19 protein-coding genes and 1 tRNA gene are annotated in these 25,103 nt (G+C 68.1%); 5 read left to right on the top strand and 15 right to left on the bottom strand.

Features of this window, described 5'->3' with window-relative positions; translation table 11 throughout:
* Positions 1–16: 16 nt before the first annotated feature.
* The 5 genes from CFB34_RS29625 to hrpA all read right to left on the bottom strand — a co-directional run bounded on the left by CFB34_RS29625 (position 17) and on the right by hrpA (position 8,134).
* Positions 17–832 carry a molybdopterin-binding protein gene (locus CFB34_RS29625; RefSeq protein ID WP_089440561.1) on the bottom strand — a complete coding sequence of 272 codons (816 nt, stop codon included), beginning with the start codon at positions 830–832 and terminating at the stop codon, positions 17–19.
* On the bottom strand, positions 829–1,656 hold the full coding sequence (locus CFB34_RS29620; protein WP_089440562.1) for an EI24 domain-containing protein: 828 nt from the start codon (positions 1,654–1,656) through the stop codon (positions 829–831). Before CFB34_RS29620 ends, CFB34_RS29625 begins: the two co-directional genes overlap by 4 nt.
* Positions 1,657–1,767: 111 nt before the next feature.
* A complete protein-coding gene (locus CFB34_RS29615) occupies positions 1,768–2,742 on the bottom strand; it encodes a sterol desaturase family protein (RefSeq protein WP_047852133.1) in 975 nt (324 codons plus the stop codon).
* 16 nt (positions 2,743–2,758) lie between these two features.
* Positions 2,759–3,748, bottom strand: coding sequence for a beta-propeller fold lactonase family protein (locus tag CFB34_RS29610; RefSeq protein ID WP_089440563.1), 990 nt, complete (start codon positions 3,746–3,748; stop codon positions 2,759–2,761).
* Positions 3,749–3,928: 180 nt separating this feature from the next.
* A complete protein-coding gene (hrpA, locus tag CFB34_RS29605; protein ID WP_089440564.1) occupies positions 3,929–8,134 on the bottom strand; it encodes an ATP-dependent RNA helicase HrpA in 4,206 nt (1,401 codons plus the stop codon).
* 23 nt (positions 8,135–8,157) lie between these two features.
* On the opposite strand from hrpA, the gene argA reads away from it, so the two are divergent.
* Both argA and CFB34_RS29595 read left to right on the top strand, forming a co-directional pair.
* Positions 8,158–9,537: an amino-acid N-acetyltransferase gene (gene argA / locus CFB34_RS29600; RefSeq protein WP_089440565.1), complete on the top strand. Its 1,380-nt coding sequence runs from the start codon at positions 8,158–8,160 to the stop codon at positions 9,535–9,537.
* 49 nt (positions 9,538–9,586) lie between these two features.
* A complete protein-coding gene (locus CFB34_RS29595) occupies positions 9,587–9,862 on the top strand; it encodes an oxidative damage protection protein (protein WP_006478357.1) in 276 nt (91 codons plus the stop codon).
* Between the two features lie 165 nt (positions 9,863–10,027).
* Here the strand turns inward: CFB34_RS29595 and CFB34_RS29590 are convergent, their stop codons facing one another.
* The 3 genes from CFB34_RS29590 to CFB34_RS29580 form a co-directional block, all read right to left on the bottom strand.
* Complete coding sequence (locus tag CFB34_RS29590; RefSeq protein ID WP_089440566.1) at positions 10,028–11,443, bottom strand: MFS transporter; 1,416 nt, start codon at positions 11,441–11,443, stop codon at positions 10,028–10,030.
* A gap of 156 nt (positions 11,444–11,599) precedes the next feature.
* Positions 11,600–12,802 (bottom strand): CaiB/BaiF CoA-transferase family protein, encoded by a 1,203-nt coding sequence (locus CFB34_RS29585; RefSeq protein WP_089440567.1) that lies wholly within the window; start codon positions 12,800–12,802, stop codon positions 11,600–11,602.
* On the bottom strand, positions 12,799–14,550 hold the full coding sequence (locus CFB34_RS29580; protein ID WP_089440568.1) for an acyl-CoA dehydrogenase family protein: 1,752 nt from the start codon (positions 14,548–14,550) through the stop codon (positions 12,799–12,801). Before CFB34_RS29580 ends, CFB34_RS29585 begins: the two co-directional genes overlap by 4 nt.
* A gap of 173 nt (positions 14,551–14,723) precedes the next feature.
* Here CFB34_RS29580 and CFB34_RS29575 point away from each other — a divergent pair, with 173 nt between their 5' ends.
* From CFB34_RS29575 to cysC, 3 genes are all read left to right on the top strand, one after another.
* Positions 14,724–15,626 (top strand): LysR family transcriptional regulator, encoded by a 903-nt coding sequence (locus CFB34_RS29575; RefSeq protein ID WP_089440569.1) that lies wholly within the window; start codon positions 14,724–14,726, stop codon positions 15,624–15,626.
* Positions 15,627–15,724: 98 nt separating this feature from the next.
* Positions 15,725–15,799 (top strand) — tRNA-Val (locus CFB34_RS29570).
* Positions 15,800–16,094: 295 nt separating this feature from the next.
* Complete coding sequence (gene cysC, locus CFB34_RS29565; protein ID WP_256979860.1) at positions 16,095–16,664, top strand: adenylyl-sulfate kinase; 570 nt, start codon at positions 16,095–16,097, stop codon at positions 16,662–16,664.
* Positions 16,665–16,686: 22 nt separating this feature from the next.
* On the opposite strand, the gene CFB34_RS29560 is transcribed toward cysC, so the two are convergent.
* From CFB34_RS29560 to CFB34_RS29530, 7 genes are all read right to left on the bottom strand, one after another.
* Positions 16,687–18,081, bottom strand: coding sequence for an aspartate aminotransferase family protein (locus CFB34_RS29560; protein WP_089440571.1), 1,395 nt, complete (start codon positions 18,079–18,081; stop codon positions 16,687–16,689).
* Positions 18,082–18,109: 28 nt separating this feature from the next.
* A complete protein-coding gene (locus CFB34_RS29555; protein WP_089440572.1) occupies positions 18,110–19,447 on the bottom strand; it encodes a glutamine synthetase family protein in 1,338 nt (445 codons plus the stop codon).
* A 12-nt stretch (positions 19,448–19,459) separates the two neighbouring features.
* Positions 19,460–20,266, bottom strand: a complete 807-nt coding sequence (locus tag CFB34_RS29550) for a gamma-glutamyl-gamma-aminobutyrate hydrolase family protein (protein WP_089440573.1) — start codon at positions 20,264–20,266, stop codon at positions 19,460–19,462.
* Positions 20,267–21,025: 759 nt separating this feature from the next.
* Positions 21,026–21,823 carry an N-formylglutamate deformylase gene (gene hutG / locus CFB34_RS29545; RefSeq protein WP_089440574.1) on the bottom strand — a complete coding sequence of 266 codons (798 nt, stop codon included), beginning with the start codon at positions 21,821–21,823 and terminating at the stop codon, positions 21,026–21,028.
* 59 nt (positions 21,824–21,882) lie between these two features.
* Positions 21,883–23,259: a formimidoylglutamate deiminase gene (locus CFB34_RS29540; protein ID WP_089440575.1), complete on the bottom strand. Its 1,377-nt coding sequence runs from the start codon at positions 23,257–23,259 to the stop codon at positions 21,883–21,885.
* Positions 23,260–23,263: 4 nt separating this feature from the next.
* Positions 23,264–24,487 carry an imidazolonepropionase gene (gene hutI, locus CFB34_RS29535; RefSeq protein ID WP_011352606.1) on the bottom strand — a complete coding sequence of 408 codons (1,224 nt, stop codon included), beginning with the start codon at positions 24,485–24,487 and terminating at the stop codon, positions 23,264–23,266.
* Between the two features lie 4 nt (positions 24,488–24,491).
* Positions 24,492–25,103 (bottom strand): HutD family protein, encoded by a 612-nt coding sequence (locus CFB34_RS29530; RefSeq protein ID WP_089440576.1) that lies wholly within the window; start codon positions 25,101–25,103, stop codon positions 24,492–24,494.

The raw sequence follows: 25,103 nt of genomic DNA, 5'->3' as shown, positions 1-25,103 counted from the left end.
CGGGTCGAGAGGCCGCTCAGGCGCGCGGCGTATCGGGTTCGACGACGTCGCCGCCGAGCAGGTGCACGCCTTCACGCAGCTTCACGTACGCGGCCGCGACCGCTTCCGGCTCGCCCTTCACGCCGAGGTCGATGTGACGGCGCGCGTAGATCCCGCCGCGCTCCGCATCGCCGACGCTCGGCAGGCTGAACACGCGCACGCCCGGGAAATCGCGCTCGATGCGCTCCATCAGCGGCGTGAGTGTCGATTCCGGCAGTTCGAACACGTACAGCGAGCGCTCCGCGTGCGGCGTCGCGTGATGCAGGTGCGCGTACTTCGTGTCGAGCACCCATTCGATCATCGGCCACGCCATCACCGGAAAGCCCGGCACGAAGTGCAGGTCGCCGACCGAGAAGCCGGGAATCCGGTTGTAGCCGTTCGGGATGATCGTCGCGCCCACCGGGAACACGCCCATGTTGAAACGGTGCTGGTTCTCCGGCGACTCGAAATCGACCGGCTTGGCCGGATCGGTGTGCGTTTCGCGGATCCGCTCGGAAATCAGCACCTTCGCTTCCGGATGCAGCTCGAGCGGCGCGCCGAGCGCGGCGGCCGCGCACTGGCGCGTGTGGTCGTCCGGCGTCGCGCCGATGCCGCCCGTCGAGAACACGATGTCGCCCGACGCGATCGCGCGGGCGAGGGTCGCCGTGATGCGCGCCGGATCGTCGCCGACGTATTCGGCCCAGTCGAGCGTGAGGCCGCGCGCGCCGAGCAGCTCGATGACCTTCGCCAGATGCTTGTCCTGCCGGCGGCCCGAAAGGATTTCGTCGCCGATGATGATGATGCCGATGCTCATGCCTGCCCCATGTCGATTGCGGTGGCGCGCGAACTCGCACGCAAGTCCTCCAGCGCGCGCAGGCAATAGTGCCCGAACCACAGCGCCGAGAAGACGAGGATGAAAGCGTAAACCCAGATCATGGCCGCCGCGACGAACGGGAACAGCACCATCATCCAGACCGACGATACCCATACGAAGGTCGGCACGGTGCCGAGCAGCCCGGTCGCGACGCCGATGCCGATCAGCGGCCAGCGGTGCCGCCGCACGAGCGCCCGGCGCTCGTCGCGGCTCGCGTGCAGCGCGAGCGCGTCGTAGGTCATCACGCGGTAGGTGAGCCAGCCCCAGATCACCGGCGGCAGCAGCGCGAAGAACGGCGGAATCAGCCACAGCGGGATCGTGACGACCAGCACGACGACGCCGGCCAGTGCCGCCCCCAGCGAATTGAACACGCTGCCGAGGAAGGTGCCGCCCCGCTTCGCCTCGAGCGCCGCGAACTGCCGGTTCGCGAGGTGCTTGATCACGACCGGCATCGAAATCGTCGCGATCAGCAGCAGCACGGTCAGCACGATCAGCGGAATCGCGAGCGACACGACCACGAACGGCGCGACGACCGCATGCAGCTGCGACATGCCGATCGCGTCGAACGCACGGTACAGCATGGCCGTCAGCACGAAGCCGTCGAGCGCGCCGCGTGCGAGGTCCAGCAGCGACTGCCACGAGAACCACAGCACGACGCCCCACAGGACGGCCGAGACGAGAAACGGCATCAGGGTGAGCCACAGCATGCGCGGATGCAGTGCGCTCGCCAATGCGCGGACGAAGGAACGCAGCAAGTCGTTCATGCGAGCCTGTATCGACGGAGAAAAACGGGGAAAGGATAAACCACGCGGCCCGCATGCGCCAAAGCACATGCGGGCCGCGTGGGAGAGCCGCTCAACGTGGGAATGGCCGGGTCAGGCCGATGCCGCGCCGCGCTTGGCGGGGAACAGGCGCCGGAAGATCCGCACGAACGCGAGGCCGTGCTGCGCCCAGAAGCCTTCGCCGTAGGACACGCCCTCGACCTGGTCGCGGATGCCGGTCGGCTCGACCGTGCGGTTCCACGACGCGGTGCCGAACATCATGTCCCACCACGGGAACAGCACGCCGAAGTTGCAGCCGTACTTCGTGCCTTCGTGGCCATAGCCGACCGCGTGGTGGCGGCGATGGAAGATCGGGCTCACGAACAGGCGCTCGCCGAGCCAGCCGAACGACAGCCGCGCATTCGTGTGCTGAATGCTCTGCATGAAGTTCGTGAACGCGGTCAGCACGACGAACTGCGACGGCGTCACGCCGATCACGAGCGCGATCGCCGCGAAGAAGCACGACTGGATCACGTCGTCGAGCACGTGGTTGCGGTCGTCGCACCACAGCGACATCTGGCGCTGGCTGTGATGCACGGCGTGCAGCTCCCACCAGATGCCGAACTTGTGCTGCCAGCGGTGATACCAGTAGCCGGCGAAATCGAGCACGACGAGATAGATCGCGAACGTGACGATCGGCTTCGAGGTCACGCCCGGCCACAGGTAGTCGAGGTTCAGGTTCGCCACGCCATGCAGGCGCAGCCACGCCTGGAAGTTGTCGAACAGCGGCTGCAGCGCGAAGAAGAAGAACAGCGAGTAGATGCCGAGCTTCGCGATCGCCGTGTAGATCACGTCGACCCGCACGGCCCGGCGGTTCGTCCAGCGCTCGACGGGCAGCAGCGCCTCGAGCGGGCGCAGCAGCACGAACATCAGCACCATCTGCAGCGCCCCGACGATCACCCAGTACAGCGCGTCGTAGGTGTCCTCGTCATAGTCCATCAGGTTGAACTTGAAGAGGAGCGGCTGCACGACGTCGACGTACAGCCAGGTCTGGATGTCCGAGACGAATGCATCGATCAGGTGCAGCATCGTTCTCCCCTGCCCGTCACGCGCCGTTCGCGGCGCGCCACGGCGCGCGATCGTAGAAATAGATGCCGTGCGGCGAGCGGCCGACGGCGATCGTCTGCACCAGCTTGCGCGACGCCAGGTCGATGATCCCGACCTTCTTCGCGAAGCGGAACGTCACCCACAGCGTCTTCTTGTCGGCGGACAGCTCCATGTCGTCCGGGCCCGGCAGCAGGCCGGTGATGTCGCCGACGTTGGTGAGCGTGTTCTCGTCGATGATGCTGATCGTGTTCGCGACCCGGTTCGTGACCGCGACGTGCGTGCCGTCGGCGAGCGAGCGGAAGTTGTGCGCGCCCTTGCCGGTGTAGATCTGCTTGACGACCTTCTGGTTGCGCCAGTCGACCACCGCGACGTAATCCGCGCCGGTCATCCCGACGAGCAGGTACTTGTCGTCCGGCGTGAGCCACAGGCCGGCCGGCACCTTGCCGACCTTCATCTTCCACTTGACCGTCTGCGTCGGCAGGTCGATCGCCGCGATCTCGCCGGAAACCTGCAGCGACACGAGCAGCGTCTTGCTGTCCTTCGTGAACGCGAGGTGGCTCGGCATCACCTCGAGCGGCACGCGCTTCACGAGCTTCAGGTCGCGGCCGTCGTAGCCGTAGATGTCGACGCGGTCGAGGCGCAGGCCGGCGGCCGCGAACCACTTGCGGTCGGGCGAGAAGCCGAGCTGGTAAGGATCGTCGATCCCTTCGACGGTGCGCTGCAGCTTGCCCGTCTTCGGATCGAGGAACATCAGGCTGTTCGAGACCGAATTTGCAACGATCAGCGACGAATTGTCGGGCGTCGCCATCAAGTGGTGCGGTTCCTTGCCGGTCGGCATCGTGGCGACGACCTGGCGGGTCTGCTGGTCAATCAGGGACAGCGTCGCTTCGGCCGAATTGAGGATGATCACGTTATTCGCGTGGGCGGCGGGCGCCAGCACGGCGGCGGCCAGCGCGAGTGTGCGGCCGAGGGAAAGGAAAGTGCGCATGAAGACTCACGTCGAGGAACAACCGTCATTGTAAAACGTTCAACCGGGCCGGCCGGTTGACCGAAGCCGGCATTGCGCCACTTCGACGCACGCGGCGGCGGCCCGGTCGGCCCGCGCGGCAGGCGCCGCGCGGCCGGCCGGGGCCGGCCGCCGGTGCCGGCCCGGGAAACCGATGTTGCGCTAGCGCTGCATCGACTCCCAGACCTTGTGCAGACGCTTGACAGAGACAGGCATCGGCGTGCGCAGTTCCTGCGCGAACAGCGAAATCCGCAGTTCCTCGAGCAGCCAGCGGAATTCCGCGAGCCGCGCATCGGCGACGCCGCCGCGCTGCGACACCGCGCGCTGGTACTGCTGCGCGAGCGGCAACAGGTCGGCCGACTGCTTTGCGTCGCGCGCCGGATCGGCTTTCAGCTTGTCGATCCGCAGCGCGATGCCCTTCAGGTAGCGCGGGAAGTGCGCCAGTTGGGCGTACGGCGTATCGATCACGAAACGCTTGCCGACCAGCGCGCCGAGCTGCTGCTGCAGGTCCGCATGCGCCTGCGCGAACGGCTTCGCCTGCGCGAGCTTCTTCACGAGCCCCGCGTATTCGGCCAGGATCTGCCCGACCAGCCGCGCGATTTCCTGCGCGAGCAGGTTCAGGCGGCTCCGGCCCTCGTCGCGGCGTGCGTGGAAGCTCGCGTCGTCGTCGGGCAGCGGATCCTGCAGGCACGCGCGGTCGAGCGCCGTGTCGATCAGCTGGTCGCGCAGCTCGTCCTGCGTGCCGAGCGACATGTACTGCATCGCCATCTCGCGCAGGCCCGGCAGGTTCTTCTCGAGGAACTTGATCGGCTCCTTCAGCTGCAGCGCGAACAGCCGTCGCAGGCCGGCCCGGTGGATGCGCGCGGCCTCCTCCGGCGAATCGAACACCTCGACGTCGCAATGCGTGCCGCGATCGACCAGCGCCGGGTAGCCGTACAGCGTCTGGCCTCGCCGGCGGATCTCCAGCAGTTCGGGCAACTTGCCGAAATTCCACGTCGTCAGGTTCACGTACAGCGCGGTCGCACCGGCCTCCGCCGGCGCGGCCGTCTGCGGCGCCGCACCCTTGCCGGCCTTCGCGTGGCGACCGGCGGCACCCGTCGTCGCTGCCGTGGCCGGCGCCTGGCCGATCGGCTCGCCGCCGTCGGCATCGCCGCCCGCGGCGATCGTCGACGCCGCCGCGATCTTCTGGAACTGCTGCTGCGCCTGCGCGCCCAGCTCCTGGCGCAGCTGCGCGAGATTGCGCCCCATCGCGAGCTGGCGGCCGTGCTCGTCGATCACCTTGAAGTTCATGAACAGGTGCGCGGGCAGCGTTTCCAGCTTGAAGTCGGCCGCCTTCATCGCGATTTGCGTTTCACCCCGCACGTCGGCGATCAGCGCCTCGACGAGCCCGCCCGCGCCGAAGCGCTCGCGGCCCATCCGTTCGACGAAACCGGCCGCGTACTCGGGCAGCGGCACGCAATGCCGGCGCAGCTTCTGCGGTAGCGACTTCAGCAGCAACTGCACCTTTTCCTTCAGCATCCCGGGCACGAGCCACTCGCAGCGGCGCGCGTCGACCTGGTTCAGCGCATACAGCGGCACCGCGAGCGTCACGCCGTCGCGCGGCGTGCCGGGCTCGAAGTGATACGTGAGGGCCATCTCGACGCCGGCCATCGTCGCGCGCTTCGGGAACAGCTCGGTCGTCACGCCGGCCGCCTCGTGGCGCATCAGGTCGTCGCGCGACAGGTACAGCAGCCGCAGCTTGTCCTCGGGCTGGCCGCTCTTCTTCACCTCGTCGCGATACCAGCGCTCGAACGCGGCGCCCGTGTGAATCCCTTCCGGAATCGCCTGGTCGTAGTACGCGTAGATCAGCTCGTCGTCGACCAGCACGTCCTGCCGGCGCGACTTGTGCTCGAGCTGCTCGATGTCGGCGAGCAGCTTGCGGTTGTGCGCGAAGAACGCGAGCTTCGTGTCGAATTCGCCCTCGACCAGCGCGCCGCGGATGAACAACTCGCGTGCGCGCGACGGATCCTGCTTGCCGAACGCGACGCGCCGGCGGTGGTAGATCGGCAGCCCGTACAGCGTCGCGCGCTCATACGCGCTGACCTGCGCCGGGCGCTTTTCCCAGTGCGGCTCCGACAGCGATTTCTTCAGCAAATGCGCGCCGATCTTCTCGACCCATTCGGGCTCGATCTTCGCAAGGCAGCGTGCGTACAGCCGGCTCGTCTCGACGAGCTCGGCGGCCATCACCCAGCGGCCGGCCTTCTTCGCGAGCGCGGAGCCCGGCCACAGGTAGAACTTGATCCCGCGCGCGCCGAGATAGTGCGGATCGTCGTCGGCCTTCAGGCCGAGGTTGCCGAGCAGGCCCGTCAACAGGGCCAGATGGACCTGCTCGTAGGTCGCCTCGACTTCGTTCAGTCGCCAGCCGTGCTCGCGCACGACGGTCAGCAGCTGCGAATGGACGTCGCGCCACTCGCGCAGCCGCAGGTGCGACAGGAAGTTCTGCCGGCACGCGTCGACCAGTTGGCGGTTCGACTTCTTGTGCGCGACGGCCTCCTCGAACCACGCCCACATCTTCAGCCACTGCAGGAACTCGGAACGCTCGTCGGCGAACCGGCGGTGCGCCTGGTCGGCCTGCTCCTGCGCTTCGATCGGACGGTCGCGCGGATCCTGCACGGACAGCGCGCTCGCGATGATCAGCACTTCGCGCAGCGACTGCTGGTCGCGCGCGGCAAGAATCATCCGGCCGACGCGCGGGTCGAGCGGCAGCCGCGCGAGTTCGCGGCCGAGCGGCGTCAGCGCGTTGTCGTCGTCGACCGCGCCGAGTTCGTTGAGCAACTGGTAGCCGTCCGCGATCGCGCGGCCGGGCGGCGGCTCGAGGAACGGGAACGATTCGATCGCGGTGAGATGCAGCGACTTCATCCGCAGGATCACCGACGCGAGCGACGAGCGCAGGATTTCCGGGTCGGTGAAGCGCGCGCGCGCGTGGTAATCGCTTTCCTCGTACAAGCGGATGCAGACACCGTCGGCCACGCGGCCGCAACGGCCCGCGCGCTGGTTCGCGGCCGCTTGCGAGATCGACTCGACCTGCAACTGCTCGACCTTGTTCCGGTACGAATAGCGCTTCACGCGTGCGAGGCCCGTATCGACGACGTAGCGGATGCCCGGCACCGTCAGCGAGGTTTCAGCCACGTTGGTCGCGAGCACGATCCGGCGCGCGTTCGACGCCTTGAACACCTTGTCCTGGTCGGCCGCCGAGAGCCGCGCGAACAGCGGCAGGATCTCGGTGTGCGGCGGATGGTGCTTGCGCAGCGCCTCGGCCGCTTCGCGGATCTCGCGCTCGCCGGGCAGGAACACCAGCACGTCGCCGGGGCCTTCGCGGCACAGCTCGTCGACCGCGTCGACGATCGCGTCCATCAGATCGCGCTCGGCTTCGCGCGCGGTCTTCACGCGGTCGCGGCCGGCCGTGCCTTCGGCGTGCTTCACGGCCGGGCGATCCTCGGCCACCGGCCGGTAGCGCATCTCGACCGGATACAGCCGCCCGCTCACCTCGATCACGGGCGCGGGATGCGCGTCGGTGCCGAAATGGCGCGCGAAGCGATCGGCATCGATCGTCGCGGACGTGACGATCAGCTTCAGGTCCGGCCGCCTCGGCAGGATTTCCTTCAGGTAGCCGAGCAGGAAGTCGATGTTCAGGCTGCGCTCGTGCGCCTCGTCGATGATCAGCGTGTCGTACGCCTTCAGCAACGGATCGGTCTGCGTCTCGGCGAGCAGGATCCCGTCCGTCATCAGCTTCACGGACGCGCCCGGCGCGAGATTGTCGGTAAAGCGCACCTTGTAGCCGACCACTTCGCCGAACGGCGTGCCGAGTTCCTCGGCGATCCGGCGGCCGGTGGACGACGCGGCGAGGCGGCGCGGCTGCGTATGGCCGATCAGGCCCGTGCCGCCGGCGCCGAGGCCGCGGCCGAGATCGAGACAGATCTTCGGCAACTGCGTGGTCTTGCCCGAGCCGGTTTCGCCGCAGACGATGACAACCTGATGACCGGCGATCGCGCGCGCGATTTCGTCGCGCTTGCCCGACACGGGCAGGCTTTCGGGATACGTGATCGGCGGGACGGGATTCGGTGCGACGACCGCGCGCGGCGGACGCTCGCGGCGCGGCGTGCGCTCGCCCGTCACAGCGGACGCATCCTTCGCGGCCGGCTGGCGCGCGTCGCGCGATGCGTCGCCACGCGGCCCGCGCGGCGCGTGTGCCGGTTTGCCCGCCTGCTGTTCCTGCGGCCGGCGCGGCGGCTGGCCCTGCTGCTGGCGTGCGTCGGCCGCACCATCCGGGTGCCGGGCCGACGGCGCTTTGGCCCGCGTCGGCGCGGGACTTTTAGGTACATTCGACATGGGGGCGCATTATAATCCCGCCCATGAATTCCCAAACCGACCTCCCTCCCGCCCAGACCGGCGCCACGACGCCGCCGGTTGCCGACGACTCGGCCGCCAGTCACGCGCAGTTCGTCGACTGGATGCGCTCCGTCGCGCCCTATATCCACAAGTTCCGCAACAGCACGTTCGTCGTGGGGTTCGGCGGCGAGGTGGTGCAGCAGGGGCTGCTGAACGCGCTCGTGTCCGACATCGCGCTGCTGCAGGCGATGGGTATCCAGATCGTGCTGGTGCACGGCTCGCGCCCGCAGGTCGAGGAGCAGCTGAGCCTGCACGGTGTCGAATCCGAGTTTTCGCACGGGCTGCGCATCACCGATGCGCGCGCGCTCGAATCCGCGAAGGAAGCGGCCGGGGAAGTGCGTCTCGACATCGAGGCCGCGATCAGCCAGGGTCTGCCGAACTCGCCGATGGCGCACGCGCACATCAGCGTCGTGTCGGGCAACTTCGTGACCGCGCGGCCGGTGGGGATTCTCGACGGGGTCGATTTCGCGCATACGGGCATCGTGCGCAAGATCGACGCCGAATCGATCCGTCATTCGCTCGCGAGCCGCAAGCTCGTGCTGCTGTCGCCGCTCGGCTTCTCGCCGACCGGCGAAGCGTTCAACCTGTCGATGGAAGATGTCGCGTCGGCCGCCGCGATCGCGCTGCGCGCCGACAAGATCATCTTCCTGACCGAAGCGCCCGGCATCGTCGACGACGAAGGCGAGCTGGTGCGTGAAATGTCGCTCGACGCGGCGGCCGAGCTGCTCGATTCCGGCAACGTCCAGGGCGACGACGCGTTCTTCCTGAAGCACTCGATCCGTGCGTGCCGCGGCGGCGTGACCCGGGCCCACCTGATTCCGCAATCGCTCGACGGCAGCATGCTGCTCGAGCTGTTCCTGCACGACGGCGTCGGCACGATGATCTCGTACGAGAACCTCGAAAGCCTGCGCGAAGCGACGCCGGACGACGTCGGCGGCATCCTGTCGCTGATCGAACCGCTCGAGTCGGACGGCACGCTGGTGCGGCGCGGCCGCCACCAGATCGAACGCGACATCGACCACTTCTCGGTGATCGAGCACGATGGCGTGCTGTTCGGCTGCGCGGCGCTGTATCCGTACCAGCAGGAGAAGATCGGCGAGATGGCGTGCCTGACGGTCGCGCCGGAAGCGCAGGGCTCGGGCGACGGCGAACGCCTGCTCAAGCGCATCGAGCAGCGTGCCCGCGCACGCGGCCTCACGCATATCTTCGTGCTCACGACGCGCACCGAGCACTGGTTCCTCAAGCGCGGCTTCGTCAAGGTCAGCGTCGACGACCTGCCGGAAGACCGCCGCAAACTCTATAACTGGCAGCGCAAGTCGCTCGTGCTGATGAAACAGCTCTGAGCGCAGGCACGACTGCCCTCCCCCAGTCCGATTACAGGAGAAGTACACGATGGCTCGAATGATCCAATGCGCGAAGCTCGGCAAGGAAGCCGAAGGCCTCGATTTCCCGCCGCTGCCGGGCGAACTCGGCAAGCGCATTTACGAGAGCGTCTCGAAGGAAGCGTGGCAAGGCTGGCTCAAGCAGCAGACGATGCTGATCAATGAAAACCGCCTGAACATGGCCGACCCGCGTGCGCGCCAGTACCTGATGAAGCAGACCGAAAAGTACTTCTTCGGCGACGGCGCGGACCAGGCGTCCGGCTACGTGCCGCCGACGGAAGGCTGACCGGCATCATTCGCGACGGCCGGCCGCGCCGGTCGCCTCGCGGAAAACGACAAACGGCACCGTGTCATCGCACGGTGCCGTTTGCTTTTGGCGCATCCGAACCGATGCGATGCGACACGGCCGGTGCACTCGATACTGCCGGGCCGCCCGGTCGCACCGCCCGATTCAACCCACCGGCTTCAGCGTGCCGCGATCGTCCGGCGGCGGAACCGCACCGGCCGGGGTGTCGGCGGCGGCACCTTCCGAACCCCATTCGGCCGCGTCGCTGCGTTCGGCCGTCGACAGTTCGTCCGCGCGATACCCGGTGCGATTCAGCAGCGCCAGCATGCACACGAGCGACACGAGCGCGTAAAGCCCCGATGCCACCGCGACGCCGACGATGCTGCCGGTCGCATTGAGGATCGCCTGCGCGAGCACCGGCGTGCCGCCGCCGACGACGAGCGCGCTCAATTGGTACGCGAGCGACAGGCCCGTGTAGCGGATGTTCGCCGGAAACACGCGCGCGAGCACGCCGCCGACCGCGCCATAAAACATCGCCGACGGAATCGTCGAGATGCACATGCCCGCGACGGCCACCCAGTACGAGCGCGTCGCGAGCGCATGGAACATCACGGGCATCAGCACGATTTCCGGAATCAGGATCCAGCACATCGCGCGGCGCATGTCGACCTTCGACACGAACCACGCGCCGACCGGCTGCATCAGGAATTGCACGACGAGCGAGATCGACAGGATGCCGAGGAACGCGCCCTGCGCGTAACCGAGCTCCTTGGTCGCCCACGACAGCGCGAACGTGCTGCGGAAGTACGTGACGTTGATCACCGGCAGCGTGCCGGCCGCGAGCAGCACGACGACCCAGTGATCGCGCACGACGTCGCGCAGCGGCAGCTTCACGGTGCGCTTGCGCGCGAGCACGCGCTGCATGTCGGCCGACTCCTCGAGCTTCAGCCGGATCACCATGCCGATGATCACGAGCACGGCCGACAGCAGGAACGGAATGCGCCAGCCCCACATCAGGAACGACGGGGTGGGCAGCGCGCTCAGCGTGAAGAACGCGGCCGTGGCCAGCAGGTTGCCGGTGGGCGAGCCCTGCTGCGCGAACGCCGCATACAGGATGCTGCGATGCTTCGGCGCGTTCTCGCTCGCGATCAGCACCGCGCCGCCCCACTCGCCGCCGACCGCGATCCCCTGCAGCACGCGCAGCACGACGAGGCCGGCCGGCGCCCAGACGCCGATCTGCGCATAGCCGGGCAACAGGCCGATGCCGGTCGTCGCCAGCCCCATCATCACCAGCGTGATCACGAGCGCGGTCTTGCGGCCGACGCGGTCGCCGAGATGCCCGAACACGATGCCGCCGAGCGGCCGCGCGGCGAAGCCGGCCCAGAACGTGACGAACGCCAGCAGCGTCGCGACGCCGGGATCCATCGTGCTCGCAAAGAACACCTTGCCGAACACGAGCGCAGCGGCCGTGCCGTAGATGTAGAAGTCGTACCACTCGATCGTGGTGCCGACGAATGCCGCGAAGGCGGCGCGGCCGGGCCGCAGTTGCGGCGCGGCGGTCGGGGATGGCTGACGGCTCATCGATGTCTCCATGTTGGTGTGTCGGGGGCGCGACTGTCGCGCGCCTTTCCCGGGTGGCCGGCATCGCGCCGCCGGCCGGCGGCGTTGCTTGACGTTGCGTTGCTTGACGTTCCGTTTCGTCGGCCGGCCATGCTCACCAGCGCGCGCGTCGGTCGGTCACGTCTGGTCGGGTGCGATCTTCAGCACGCCGGCGTCGAGCAGTTGCTGCTGGAGTGCGGGATCGACGCCGAGGCGCTCGAGCACCGCGCGCGTATCGCCGCCGAGTGCGGGCGGCGGCGAACGATAGGTGGCCGGCGTGCGCGACAGCTTCACCGGCGACGCCGTGCCGCGATACGCGCCGATTTCGACGAACAGGTTCCGGTGCAGCGCATGCGGATCGTGCGCGACGTCGGCGACCGTTCGCACCGGCCCGCACGGCACGCCAGTGGCCATCAGGTCGCGCGCGAGCGGCTCGCAGGCGTGCGCGGCGAGCCGTGCTTCCAGTTCGGCCTTCAGCTCGGGACGGTGTGCGCAGCGGCTGCGGTTGTCGACGAAACGCGGATCGCCCGCGAGCGCCGGCACGCCGAGATGCGCGACGAGCCGCGCGAATTGCCGGTCGTTGCCGATCGCGAGGAAGATCGGCACGGTCGCGGTGCGATAGCTGTCGTACGGCGCGATGTTCGGATGTGCGTTGCCGCTGCGCGCCGGCACGCGCCCGGAACCGAAGAAGTTCGGCAGGTGCGGATGCAGCAGCGACACGCCGCAGTCGTACAGCGCGATGTCGATCGACTGCCCCTGCCCGCTCTTCTCGCGTTCGGCGAGCGCCAGCAGGACGCCGGCCAACGCGTTGAGGCCCGTGACCATGTCGACGATCGGCAGACCGATGCGTGTCGCATCGCCGTCGCGCTCACCGTTGACGCTCATCAGCCCCGCCATCGCCTGGATCACCGCGTCGTAGCCGGGCAGCCCGCCGAGCGGGCCGCCTTCGCCGAAACCCGTCACCGCGCAGTGGATCAGGCGCGGGAAGCGCGGCTGCAGGTCGCGCGCGTAGTCCATCCCCCAGCGCGCGAGCGTGCCGGGCTTGAAGTTCTCGACGAGCACGTCGGCCTCTTCAAGCAGCCGCCACAGGATCGCACGCCCCTCGTCACGCGACAGGTCGAGCGCGAGCCCTTCCTTGTTGCGGTTCACGCCCATGAAATACCACGCGGTATCGCCGAGGAACGGCGGCCCCCAGCCGCGCGTCTCGTCGCCGTCCGGCGGCTCGATCTTGACCACCGTCGCCCCGTGGTCGGCGAGCGCCTGCGTGCAGTACGGGCCGCCGAGCACGCGGCTCAGGTCGACGACCTTCAGGCCGTCCAGTGCACCACGTGTCGTGCTCATCGTTCGACCTCCGGCAGCAGGTCGAGCGCGGTATCGAGCGCGATCGGCGTGCCGCGCAGCAGTGCGTCGTACGCGGACGATTCGTCGTCGCGCGACGACGGCGCGAGCGGATCGACCGGCAGCAGCTTGTGGCGCACGACCAGATGCGCGAGCGCGAGCCGCCGGAAATCCGGCGCGAGCCGCACGCCCTCGCACGCCATCAGCACGGCCGCGCTCGCGTAGTACAGCGCGGACGCGGCCTGCCGCACGCGCGCGTCGTCACCTTCGTCAGCGACCCGCGCGAGCGCGTCGCAGGCGCGCGCGAGAACGCGCCGCAGCGCCGCGCGGCTCGCATCGGGCAGCGGCGCCGCGCCGAGGCGGTCGCCGAGGAACGCGCGCAGCGCATCGAGCGCGTGCTCGCGCTGCGCGGCCCGCGCGACGTCGAGCGCGACGATGTTGCTCGTGCCTTCCCAGATCGAGCCGAGATGCGCATCGCGCACGATGCGCGCATCGCTCCACTCCTCGATGTAGCCGGTGCCGCCGCGCACTTCCATCGCGTCGCCCGTCACGCGCCGCGCATCGCGGCACGCGCGGAACTTGATCAGCGGCGTCAGGATCCGCACGCAGCGCGCGGCCTGCTCGTCGCCCGCATCGGCCTGCGGCAGCAGCAGCGCGATCTGCATGAACATCGCGCGCGCGGCCTCGGCCGGCAGCAGCATCTTCAGCAACTGGCGCTGCATCAGCGGCATCTCGATCAGCTTGCGGCCGAAGGCCTCGCGGTGCGCGGCAACGTGCAGCGCCTCGTTCAGCGCGCGCCGCATCAGCCCCGCCGCGCGCACGCCGTTCGACAGCCGCGACATGTTGATCATGTCGGCCATCTGGTGAAAGCCGCGGCCGATCTCGCCGATCAGGTACGCCTGCGCGCCTTCGAGCGCGATCTCGCCGCTCGCCATCGAACGGCTGCCGAGCTTGTCCTTCAGGCGCACGATCCGGTAGCGGTTGCGCGTGCCGTCCGGCAGCGTCTTCGGCAGCAGGAACAGCGCAAGGCCCTTGATGCCGTCCGGCGCGCCGTCGGGCCGCGCGAGCACCATCGCGAGCTCGGCATCCGCGTTCGAGCAGAACCACTTGTCGCCGGTCAGGCGCCAGATGGTCTCGCCGTGCGCGCCGGACTCGCGCGTCGCCCGCGTCGTGATCCGGCCGACGTCGGAACCCGCCGCCTGCTCGGTCATGAACATCGCGCCCTGGTACAGCGTGTCGAAATCGCGTGACGCAAGCATCGGCAGGTAACGCGCGACGAGCGCCGGATCGCCGAAACGACGCAGCGTGCGCGTCAGCGAATCGGTCATGCTGACCGGGCAGCACAGCCCGAATTCCGCCTGCACGAACAGGAACGTCAGCGCGTACTTGACGAGCGGCGGCACCGATTCGGCCCCGTGGCTCAGCGACGCGAGCCCGAGCTCGGCATACGCGACGCGTTCGAGCGCGACATACGCAGGATCCTTGTCGATCCGCTGCACGGCCTCACCGCGCCGGTTGCGATGCTCGAGCACGGGCGGGTGCTTGTCCGCGCGCGACGCCCATTCGTCGAGTTCGCCCGACACGCGTGCGCCGAGCGCGCGCAGTTGCGGCTCGAGCTCGGCATAGCGGGCATCGCCGAGATGCAGCTTCAGCAACGCGCCAAGATCGGGATCGACGGTGAAGAAATTGATGCCCCGGCTGTCGGGGATATTGGCTGCGCCGGTGTCCGGCGTGCGAGCTGTGTCGTTCATGCGTGCGTCTCCTGGAATGCCTGCACGTCGGCTGTACGGGGCGCCGCGGCGCCCGCCCAGTCCCGTGCAAAGCCTTCCGCAGAGCGTAGGCGTGCGATCGATAAGCGTCCAATACAGGATTTATCCGGTACGATAGATATCGCTTATCGATGCCGACGCCGCGAGGAGACACGATGGAACTGAGGCAGTTGCGCTACTTCGTGGCGGTCGCCGAGGAGCTGCATTTCGGACGCGCGGCGAAGCGCCTGTTCATCTCGCAGCCGGCGCTGAGCTTCGACATCCGCAAGTTCGAGGACGCGCTCGGCGTACAGTTGTTCTCGCGCACCAACAAGACCGTCGTGCTGACCAACGCGGGCGAGGTACTGCTCGGCGAAGCACGCCGGCTGCTGCTGCAGGCGGCCGAGGCCGAACGCCTGACGGTGCGCTCCGCGTCGGGGCTCGCGGGCCGGCTGCGGATCGGCTTCGTCCATTCGATGCTGTATCGCGGGCTGCCCGATGCGGTGCGGCGCTTCGAAGCCGACTATCCTGGCGTCGAGATCGTGCTGAGCGAAATGAACACGCAGGCGCAGGTGCAGGCGATCCAGCGCGGCCAGATCGATCTCGGCTACGCGCACTGGGGCCACTTCCCGCCCGAGGTCGAATCGACGCCCGTCTATGCGGAACCGTTCGTGTGCTGCCTGCCGGCCGCGCATCCGCTCGCGCAGCGCAGGCAGGTCGCGCTCGCCGCGCTGGCCGCGGAACCGTTCATCCTGTTCCCGCGCGAAGCGGCGCCGCACTATCACGACCTGATCATCGCGCAGTGCGTGAATGCCGGCTTCAGCCCGCTGATCCGCCATGAGGCACGGCTGTGGCAGACGATCCTGTCGATGATCGAGTTCGGGATGGGGATCGCGCTCGTGCCGCGCGTGCTGCAGCAGGTAAAGAGCGAGCGGCTCGCGTTCCGGCCGCTGAAGGATGCGTCGCTCGAATCGCGCACGCTCGCGCTGAAACGTTGCGGCACCACCGAGCCGGTTGCGCTGCGCTTCGCGGATTACGTGCGCGCGTCGATCGACGCACTGCCCGCGCTCGCGGGCTGAGCGAACGGCCGGTTGGCAGGTATGAGCGGGTATCTGAAAAATATTTGCAGAAAGTACTTTACAGACCCTCAAAGCCCTGACATAATTTCAGCTTCTTTGGGCGGTTAGCTCAGCGGTAGAGCACTGCCTTCACACGGCAGGGGTCACTGGTTCGATCCCAGTACCGCCCACCAAAGAATTCAAGGCCCTGCGTCTCACGACGCAGGGCCTTTTCGTTTTGGTGATGCATCATCCCGTTGCCGATTCGCCCGACTCCGCGCCGGGCGGCATGCATCGCCCCCGCATACTTCCCCCGACATCTCAAGCACTCGACACCGTAACGCACGCCCCGCCCCATGGCGACCGGATATTCGTAATGCGCGGTAACTAATTCGTCACATCTGCTTGCTATTGGCTGAATAGAATCAACCCACAACAACGGCCGGCCGAGGCAGCGCGGCCCCCATTCCAGTCAGGATCACGCATGGCGTGACCCGTGCGCACCGTTCCGACGAAGCCATGACACTGTCCACATCACATACCTTGTGGCTAACCGGCCTGAGTGGCGCCGGCAAATCCACCCTTTCGCGCGAGGTCGCTGCCCACTTTCGCGAACACCAGATCCCCGTCTGCGTTCTCGACGGCGACGAACTTCGTGCAGGAGTGTCACCCGATCTCGGCTTCAAACGCGAAGACCGCGCGGAAAACTGTCGACGCACGGCCGAAATAGCGAAGCTGCTGAACACCCAGGGCATCACGGCGATCGTTGCGCTGATCTCTCCCTACGCGGCGGACCGGCAACTCGCACGTGACATCATCGGCAGCGAGCGATTCGTGGAAATCTACCTGCAGACCGACATCGAGACGTGCGCCGCGCGGGATCCGAAGCGCCTCTACGCAAAGGCGATGACCGGCCAGACACGCCAGTTCACCGGCATCTCCGATCCATACGAAGCACCCGTCTGCGCCGATCTCGTCCTCGAGACCGGAACGACATCCATCGCGGATTGCGTCGAGCGCATCGTCGAATTCGATCTGCAGCGCTACGACCACGTGTAATCGCGGCACGTGCCATGACGGCTCATGCGGATTGCCCCACCCGCTCCGCCGTCGCATCGAACGCGCGCTTCGCCTTGTCGACGATCTCGTCGACCTCCGCCTCGCGAATCACGAGCGGCGGCGACAGCAGCATCCGGTCACCGGTCGCACGCATGATCAGGTTGCCGTTGAAGCAGAAGTCACGGCAGATCGTGCCGATATCGACGTTCGCACCGAACCGCTCGCGCCGCTCCCGGTCGCGCGCAAGCTGAACACCCGCGACCAACCCCGCTCCCGCAATCTCCCCGACGATCGGATGGTCGCCCAGCGCATCGCGCAGCCGGCGCTGGAAATACGGCCCGATATCGTTCCTCACGCGCTCGACGATCCCTTCGTCGCGCAGCAGCTTCAGGTTCGCGACCGCGACGGCCGCCGCGACCGGGTGGCCCGAGTACGTGAGGCCGTGGTTGAATTCGCCGTTGTCGATGATCGGCCGCGCCACGCGTTCGTGAATGCCGACGGCACCCATCGGCACATAGCCCGACGTGAGGCCCTTGGCCATCGTGATGAGATCGGGTTCGAAACCGAAGTGTTGGTGTGCGAACCATTCGCCGGTGCGGCCGAAGCCGCCGATCACTTCGTCGGCCACCAGCAGGATGTCGTACTTGCGGCAGATCCGCTGGATTTCCGGCCAGTACGTCGACGGCGGGAAGATCACGCCGCCCGCGCCCTGGAACGGCTCGCCGATGAACGCGGCGACGTTCTCCGCGCCGAGCTCGAGGATCTTCGCTTCGAGCTGCTGCGCGCGCGCCAGGCCGAACGCTTCCGGCGTTTCGCCGGCCGCTGCCTCGCCGAAGAAATACGGCTGGTCGATGTGCACGATGTGCTCGACCTTCGACGGCATCTGCTCGTGCATGTAGCCCATCCCGCCGAGCGTGCCGCCCGCGATCGTCGAGCCGTGATAGCCGTTCTTGCGCGAGATCACGTATTTCTTCTGCGGCTGGCCCTGCACGCGCCAGTACTGGTGCACGAGGCGCAGCACGGTGTCGTTGCCTTCCGAGCCGCTGTTGCAATAGAAGAAGTGATTGAAGCCGGCAGGCGTGACTTCCGCGAGCATCGCGGAAAGCTCGATCACCGGCGGGTGCGTGGTCTTGAAGAACGTGTTGTAGAACGGCAGTTCCTGGATCTGGCGATACGCGGCGTCGGCGAGTTCCTTGCGGCCGTAGCCGACGTTCACGCACCAGAGGCCGGCCATCCCGTCGATCACCTTGTTGCCGTCCGAGTCCCACAGGTAGACGCCGTCGGCTTTCACGATCACGCGGCTGCCGGCGCGGTTCAGCGCGCCCATGTCCGAGAACGGGTGGATGTGGTGCGCGGCGTCGAGCGCGCGGTATTCGGCGGTCGATTGCGGCGATACAGCGTCATTTCGATCGGTCATGTTTCCTCCGGATAACCTTGCCGCACGCTCAGACGTGCAGCAGCAAATGCCTGCGCTCCCACGAGCTGATCACGCGGAAGAACGCTTCGTATTCGGTGTCCTTCAGCGCCAGATAGGCCTTCACGAACTTGTCGCCGAGAATGCCGGCCAGCGGCGTGCAGGCCGCCATCAGCGAGATGCCCTCCTCGAGATTGCGCGGCAGCTGGTATGGCAGGTTGTAGCCGTCCGACGCGATCGGCTCGGTCGGTGCGAGCTGCTGGATCAGGCCGAGATAGCCGGCGGCGAGCGTCGCGGCGAACGCGAGGTACGGATTGCAGTCGACGCCCGGGATCCGGTTCTCGATACGGCGCGCCGACGCGCCTGACTGCGGAATGCGGAAACCGACCGTGCGGTTGTCGTAGCCCCACTGCACGTTGATCGGCGCGGCCATGAAGCGCGACAGGCGGCGATACGAGTTGATGTACGGCGCGAAGATCGGCATGAGCGCCGGCGTGTACTTCTGCAGCCCCGCGAGATAGCTGTGGAACATCGGCGACACCGTACCGTCCTCGTTGGAGAACAGGTTGCGCCCCGTGCGCGCGTCGGCCAGGCTCTGGTGGATGTGCATCGCCGAGCCCGGCTCGTCCTGCATCGGCTTCGCCATGAAGGTCGCGTACATGTTGTGGCGCAGCGCCGCCTCGCGCACGGTGCGCTTGAACAGGAACACCTGGTCGGCCAGCGACAGCGCATCGCCATGCACGAAGTTGATCTCCATCTGCGCGGCGCCGACCTCATGGATCAGCGTCTCGATATCGAGCCCCTGCATCTCGCAGTATTCGTAGATATCCTCGAACAGCGAATCGAACTCGTTCACGGCTTCGATCGAATACGACTGCCGGCCGGTCTCCGCGCGCCCGGTGCGGCCGACGGGCGGACGCAGCGGCAAGTCGGGATCGGCGTTCATGTCGACGAGATAGAACTCGAGCTCGGGTGCCACGACCGGCTGCCAGCCCTTCGCCCTGTACAGGTCGAGCACGCGTCGCAGCACATAGCGCGGCGAGATCTCGACCGGCGAGCCGTCGAAATGCACGCAGTCGTGGATCACCTGCGCGGTCGGGTCGACGGCCCACGGAATCAGGCAGATCGTCGACGGATCGGGCACGCACACCATGTCGGGGTCGGTCACGCCGGTCAGCGTGCCGTCCTCCGGATAGTCGCCGGTGACGGTCTGCACCATCACGGCCTGCGGCAGGCGCATCGATTCGCCGGATTCGAACTTGTTGCGCGGAATGATCTTGCCGCGCGCAATGCCGGCCATGTCGGGAATGATCGCCTCGACCTCGGTGATGCGGTGCTGTCGCAGGAATTCGCTCAGTTCGGGTTGCATGATCGGCCTCTATCAGTCGACGTCGGATGCGGCCGGCGACGGCATCGCGCCGCCGGCCGCCTGAATGCGATGCGTCATGCGCGCGCGGCACGCCGCGCCGAACGCCGCGAAGATATCGCGCGACAGCGGCTGTTCCGCGTAGCGCCATTCGGGATGCCACTGCACGCCGAGCGCGAACGCGCGCGCGTCGCGCACGCTGACGGCCTCGACCAGGCCGTCGGGCGCACTGGCTTCGACGACGAGCCCGGCGCCGAGCTGCGCGATGCCCTGGTCGTGCAGCGAATTGACCGTCGCTTCCTGCGCGCCGCGCGTGACCCGCTGCAGCAAGCCGCCCGGCGCGAACTGCACGACGTGCGCGGGACCGTACTGCCGTTCGAGCGGATCGGCGGCCCGCTCGCGGTGATCGTCGAAGCCGGTCGTCGCGTGCAGCCGCTGATGCAGCGTGCCGCCGTAAGCGACGTTCAGCTCCTGCATGCCGCGACAGATCGCCAGCACGGGCACGCCCGCGTCGATCGCCGCGCGGATCAGCGGCAGCGCGGTCGCATCGCGCGCGGGGTCATGCAGCGTGTCGGGCGCGCTCGCGGCGCCGCCGTAATGATGCGGCTCGACGTTCGAATAGCTGCCGGTGAACAGCAACCCGTCGACTGCCGCGACGATCGCATCGGCCGGCTGGCGCGCGCCGAGCGCGGGCAGCACGAACGCAAGCGCACCGGCGCCGTCGACGAGCGCGGCCAGGTACTTCTCCCCCGCCGTATGGTTCGGATGCGCACCGCGCAGGATGCGGTCGGCGGTGACAGCTACGATCGGGCGCGCACGCATGGGCGGCTCTCCGGTAACCGCGCGCGATGCGTCTGCACGCGGGATGTTGAAGGTTCGCGCCGGCGCCGCACGTGCGCACCACGACGCGGCGCATGCCCATGCGCGCTCCTGCCGCGCGGACGATGCGGCAACAGGCGGGGCGACCCGGAACGGAAGCGGAAAACGACGCTAGGGCAACAACGACGCGCTGCCGTCGCACTGCACCGCGCTGAACACGTGCGCGGACACGAGATTGAAGCGGCGCAGGCCGCGATGGGAAACGGCGAAGAAACGAGGCTCGCGTAAAAAGGCGGCACGCGTGCCGCGATCAGCATGCCGGGACGGCCCGGCCTGAGGCGGCGCGCCCGCCGACGGACTTCGCGTCCGGCGTATCGAAGGGCTGGCGGCTTTCACGATCGTACTCGACTGACTGATGAAGGCAGGACACGTGTCGCGATCAAGCGCATGCGGCAATGCCGCGCGGCGACACGTCGGCAAGGTGTCTCGCCGCGCATTCCGGCGCGGTGCGGCCACGATCGATGGCCGCGCCGCCGGTGCGCGCGTGACGACTTCCTGACATTCAGCTTATATCACCTAAAAATTGCGTCAAATTTTCAGGTGCCGATGACGACATCGAACAGACGAAAGCCCTACGAAAAAAAACGGCATCGATCCCGTGGATCGATGCCGTGTTGTGCACTGCATCGGTGCGGCATGCTGCGTGCGGGCGGGCCGTGACGTGCCTGCTCCGCCGCGCTGCCGCATCGGTGCGGCCCGCGTTCAACGATGCGCGAGCGCGGTTTCGACGAGCGTCTGCAATAGCGGCACGATCCGCGCCGCACGCGCCTCGTCATACGCGTAAGGACGCGTCTCTTCCATGTAGGTGATCTGCGAGAGCTCGAGCTGCACGGCCTCGACGCCGGTAGCGGGCACGCCGTAGTGACGCGTGATGTAGCCGCCCTTGAAGCGCCCGTTCGCGACGGCCGTATAGCCGCCATGTTCGAGCACGCGCGCGGCCAGCGCCTCGGCCAGGCCCGGCGCGGCACTCGCGCCGCCCGACGTGCCGAAATTGAAGTCAGGCAGGCGGCCATCGAAGAAGCGCGGCACGTGCGAGCGGATCGAATGCGCTTCCCACACGAGCACGCGGCCGTGCTCGCGCTTCAGGCGCGCGACCTCGCCTTGCAGCGCCTCGTGATACGGCAGCCAGTAGCGGTCGCGGCGACGCATGATCTCGTCATTGCCCGGCAGCGCGTTCGCCGGATACAGCGGCGCCTTGTCGAACGTATCGACCGGTACGAGCCCCGTCGTGTCCTGCCCCGGGTACAGGTTCTCGTTGTCGGGCGGCCGGTTCAGGTCGACGACGTAACGCGCATGCGACGGTACGAGGATCGATGCGCCGAGGTCGGCCGCGAATCCATACAGCCGTTCGAGATGCCAGTCGCAATCGTCGACGAAACGCGCGTCGGCCGTCATCGTCGCGGCGATGTCGTCGGGAATGTGCGTGCCTGCGTGCGGAATCGAGATCAGCAGCGGCAGCGTGCCCTGCTTCAGCGTGAATACAGCCGGTTGTTCAGTCATGTCGCATCACCGTTGGAGGTCTGCCAGCGCACGCTTGCGGCGTGCGCCGGTTGCGCGCGTCAGCGCAGCAGTTGCGCCAGCGCGGCGCGGTAGTCGGCATACGCGACGGCTTCGTCGCGATGACGGCGGCCGCTCACGACGCGCTCGCCGCCTGTGTAGACGTCGAGCACCGGCGTGTCGCCGTGCTCCGCGAACACGATACCCGACAACCACGATGTGCTGTCGTGTTCGGCGATTGCCGGATGATCGGGATCGAGCACGAGCCAGTCGGCGCGACATCCTTCGCGCAGCGCACCGACGCGCCGCCCGCTGGCCTGCGCGCCCCCCGCGAGCGACGCGTCGAACAGGCGATCGGCGACATGCGCCTGCGTGCCGCTCGCCAGCACGTTGCGTGCACGGTGCACGAGCCGTTGGCCGTATTCGAGCAGGCGCAGCTCGGAGCGCCAGTCGACCGACGCGTGGCTGTCGGAGCCGACGCCGATCACGCCGCCCTGCGCGAGATAGTCGACGGCCAGGAACACGCCGTCGCCGAGGTTCGCTTCGGTCGTCAGGCACAGGCCGGCAACCGCGCGACGCTTCGCGAGCGCCGCCGTTTCGGCCGCGTCGACGTGCGTCGCGTGCACGAGACACCAGCGCGCATCGACGTCGAAGCGATCGAGCAGCCATTGCACGGGGCGCGCGCCGTACGCACGCACGCAGTCGTCGACTTCGGCCGTCTGCTCGGCGATGTGGATATGCACGGGCGCATCGTCTGGCAGCCCTGCGAGCAGCACGCGCAAGCCGTTTTCGGATACCGCCCGCAGCGAGTGCGGTGCAACGCCGTAGCGCAGCCCGCCGTGCTCCGGCGCGACGCGGCGCATCGCGTCGAGCAGCTCGAGCAGGCCGTCGGGCGTGTTGATGAAACGGCGCTGGTCGTCACGCGGCGGCTTGTCGCCGAAACCGGCGAACTGGTACGACACCGGCAGCATCGTGATGCCGATGCCGGCGGCGCGCGCGGCGTCGATCACGCGCGTGCCGAGCTCGGCGATCTGCGGATAGCGCGAGCCGTCCTGCGTGTGATGCACGTAGTGGAATTCGCACACCGACGTGTAGCCGCACTTGAGCATCTCGACATACAGCCAGCGCGCGATCGCGGCGAGCGCGTCGGGCGTGATCTTCAGCGCGAAGCGGTACATCAGGTCGCGCCAGCTCCAGAAGCTGTCGGACGGATTCGCGCGATATTCGGTGAGCCCCGCCATCGCGCGCTGGAACGCGTGCGAGTGCAGGTTCGGCATGCCGGGCAGCACCGGCCCGGCCGCGCGTGCGACGCCCGCGGGTGCGTCGGTGTCGGGCGTCACGCCGGTCAGCGTGCCGGCCGCGTCCCAGCGCAGCAGGACGTTACGGCGCCAGCCATCGGGCAGGTACGCATGGTCTGCGAACAACGTGGTGTCGGTCATGAGGCTATCCATTCATCCGGCGAAACACGGTCGTGCCGCCGCGTACGACCTGCTCGCACAGCGGCCGGCCGATCCAGTAGGCGAGCTCCGCCAGCGAGCCGACCGACCACGCGGCGAAGTCGGCCTGGCGCCCGACCTCGAGCGCGCCGTGGCGATCCGCGCGGCCGAGCGCCGCGGCCGCATGGCGCGTGACGCCCTGCAGCACTTCGGGCACCGTCATGCGGAACAGCGTGCAGCCCATGTTCAACGTCAGCAGCAGCGATTCGAGCGGCGACGTGCCGGGGTTGTGATCGGTCGCGAGCGCGATCGGCACGCCGTGCTTGCGCAGCAGCTCGATCGGCGGCAGTTGCGTCTCGCGGATGAAGTAGTACGCACCGGGCAGCAGCACGGCAACCGTGCCGGCTGCCTTCATCGCCTCGATGCCGGCTTCGTCGAGAAATTCGAGGTGATCGGCGGACAGCGCGCGATAACGCGCGGCAAGCGCCGTGCCGCCCGCATTCGACAGTTGCTCCGCATGCAGCTTCACGGGCAGCCCGCGCCGCGTCGCGGCCTCGAACACGCGCTCGGTCTGCGCGAGCGAAAAGCCGATGCGTTCGCAGAACACGTCGACCGCGTCGACGAGCCCTTCGTCGGCCAGCGCCGGCAGCATCCGGTCGCACACTTCGTCGATGTACGCATCCGCACGGCCCGCATATTCGGGCGGCAGCGCGTGCGCGCCGAGGAAGGTCGTGTAGACGGTGACCGGAAAGCGTTCGCCGAGCTGGCGTGCAACGCGCAGCATCTTGCGTTCGCTCGCGAGGTCGAGCCCGTAGCCCGACTTGATCTCGATCGCGGTCACGCCTTCGGCGAGCAGCGGCTGCAGGCGGGCTGCAGCCTGCACGAACAGCGTCGTCTCGTCGGCCGCGCGCGTCGCGCGCACCGTCGACACGATCCCGCCGCCCTGCCGCGCGATTTCCTCGTAGCTCACGCCCGCGAGGCGCTGCGCGAATTCGTCGGCACGCGTGCCGCCGTACACGAGGTGCGTATGGCAGTCGACGAGGCCCGGCGTCACCCACGCGCCATGCAGATCCTCGCGCTGCCAGTGGGCGTAACCGTGCGGCAGCGCGGACATCGCGCCGAGCCAGACGATCGTGCCGGTTTCGTCGACGGCGATCGCCGCGTCGTCGATCGTCTCGTCAGGATGGCCGTGTGGACACAGCCTCAGGTGATGCCAGACAGTCGGTTTCATGCGTTCAGTCTCGTTCGCCGATGGCGAGCGACACGGCGAGCAACGCGCCGCTACCGCTCACGACGACGTCAAACGCACGCCGCGGCCCGTCGAGCCGCAGCGTGTCCATTTCTTCCAGTGTGTAGCGTGTGCCGTCGATTTCGACCGCGGCGTCGCCGGCCGCGCAATACAGCAGCACGGTATCGGCATGCTCGATGCGGTGCGCGCCTGCGCGCCATACGTCGAGCGCGCCGCGCGCGGCCGAACGGCGCGTCATCAGGTTGAAGTCGCGCGTCGCGCCGTCGTGCAGCGTCGCGTCGATCGCCGCTTCCCCCGCGAAATCCGCGCGGGCCAGCGGTGCGTCGAGCACGTGGCGGGCGCCGCCTGCCTCGGCGAGCGTCATGCCCGCGCCGGACAGCAGCACCAGCGTGCGGTCGATCCCGTCGAAACGCGAGAACGGCCCGGCCGTGCCGACGTCGGCGACGCTCACGCGCCACGCGAACGCGTCGAGCGCGGCGCCCGGCGGGAACGCACCGATCTCGCGCGTCACGCCACCGCCGTTCTTCCATGGCGACGCGACGAGATCCGCGGCGCGGATCATCGTCGCGTTCACCGGCGCCGGGTGGAGCGCCGTCAT

The sequence above is a fragment of the Burkholderia sp. HI4860 genome (assembly GCF_002223045.2).
In the GTDB taxonomy this organism is placed as follows: Bacteria; Pseudomonadota; Gammaproteobacteria; order Burkholderiales; family Burkholderiaceae; genus Burkholderia.
Note: the sequence above shows the minus strand (reverse complement) of the source record. Positions and strands in the feature narration are given on the sequence as shown.

Excerpts from the sequence above, each read along its gene's own strand:
- CFB34_RS29625 (WP_089440561.1), bottom strand. The coding sequence starts at position 832 with ATGAGCATCGGCATCATCATCATCGGCGACGAAATCCTTTCGGGCCGC.
- CFB34_RS29620 (WP_089440562.1), bottom strand. The coding sequence starts at position 1,656 with ATGAACGACTTGCTGCGTTCCTTCGTCCGCGCATTGGCGAGCGCACTG.
- CFB34_RS29615 (WP_047852133.1), bottom strand. The coding sequence starts at position 2,742 with ATGCTGCACCTGATCGATGCATTCGTCTCGGACATCCAGACCTGGCTG.
- CFB34_RS29610 (WP_089440563.1), bottom strand. The coding sequence starts at position 3,748 with ATGCGCACTTTCCTTTCCCTCGGCCGCACACTCGCGCTGGCCGCCGCC.
- hrpA (WP_089440564.1), bottom strand. The coding sequence starts at position 8,134 with ATGTCGAATGTACCTAAAAGTCCCGCGCCGACGCGGGCCAAAGCGCCG.
- argA (WP_089440565.1), top strand. The coding sequence starts at position 8,158 with ATGAATTCCCAAACCGACCTCCCTCCCGCCCAGACCGGCGCCACGACG.
- CFB34_RS29595 (WP_006478357.1), top strand. The coding sequence starts at position 9,587 with ATGGCTCGAATGATCCAATGCGCGAAGCTCGGCAAGGAAGCCGAAGGC.
- CFB34_RS29590 (WP_089440566.1), bottom strand. The coding sequence starts at position 11,443 with ATGAGCCGTCAGCCATCCCCGACCGCCGCGCCGCAACTGCGGCCCGGC.
- CFB34_RS29585 (WP_089440567.1), bottom strand. The coding sequence starts at position 12,802 with ATGAGCACGACACGTGGTGCACTGGACGGCCTGAAGGTCGTCGACCTG.
- CFB34_RS29580 (WP_089440568.1), bottom strand. The coding sequence starts at position 14,550 with ATGAACGACACAGCTCGCACGCCGGACACCGGCGCAGCCAATATCCCC.
- CFB34_RS29575 (WP_089440569.1), top strand. The coding sequence starts at position 14,724 with ATGGAACTGAGGCAGTTGCGCTACTTCGTGGCGGTCGCCGAGGAGCTG.
- CFB34_RS29560 (WP_089440571.1), bottom strand. The coding sequence starts at position 18,081 with ATGACCGATCGAAATGACGCTGTATCGCCGCAATCGACCGCCGAATAC.
- CFB34_RS29555 (WP_089440572.1), bottom strand. The coding sequence starts at position 19,447 with ATGCAACCCGAACTGAGCGAATTCCTGCGACAGCACCGCATCACCGAG.
- CFB34_RS29550 (WP_089440573.1), bottom strand. The coding sequence starts at position 20,266 with ATGCGTGCGCGCCCGATCGTAGCTGTCACCGCCGACCGCATCCTGCGC.
- hutG (WP_089440574.1), bottom strand. The coding sequence starts at position 21,823 with ATGACTGAACAACCGGCTGTATTCACGCTGAAGCAGGGCACGCTGCCG.
- CFB34_RS29540 (WP_089440575.1), bottom strand. The coding sequence starts at position 23,259 with ATGACCGACACCACGTTGTTCGCAGACCATGCGTACCTGCCCGATGGC.
- hutI (WP_011352606.1), bottom strand. The coding sequence starts at position 24,487 with ATGAAACCGACTGTCTGGCATCACCTGAGGCTGTGTCCACACGGCCAT.
- CFB34_RS29530 (WP_089440576.1), bottom strand. The coding sequence starts at position 25,103 with ATGACGGCGCTCCACCCGGCGCCGGTGAACGCGACGATGATCCGCGCC.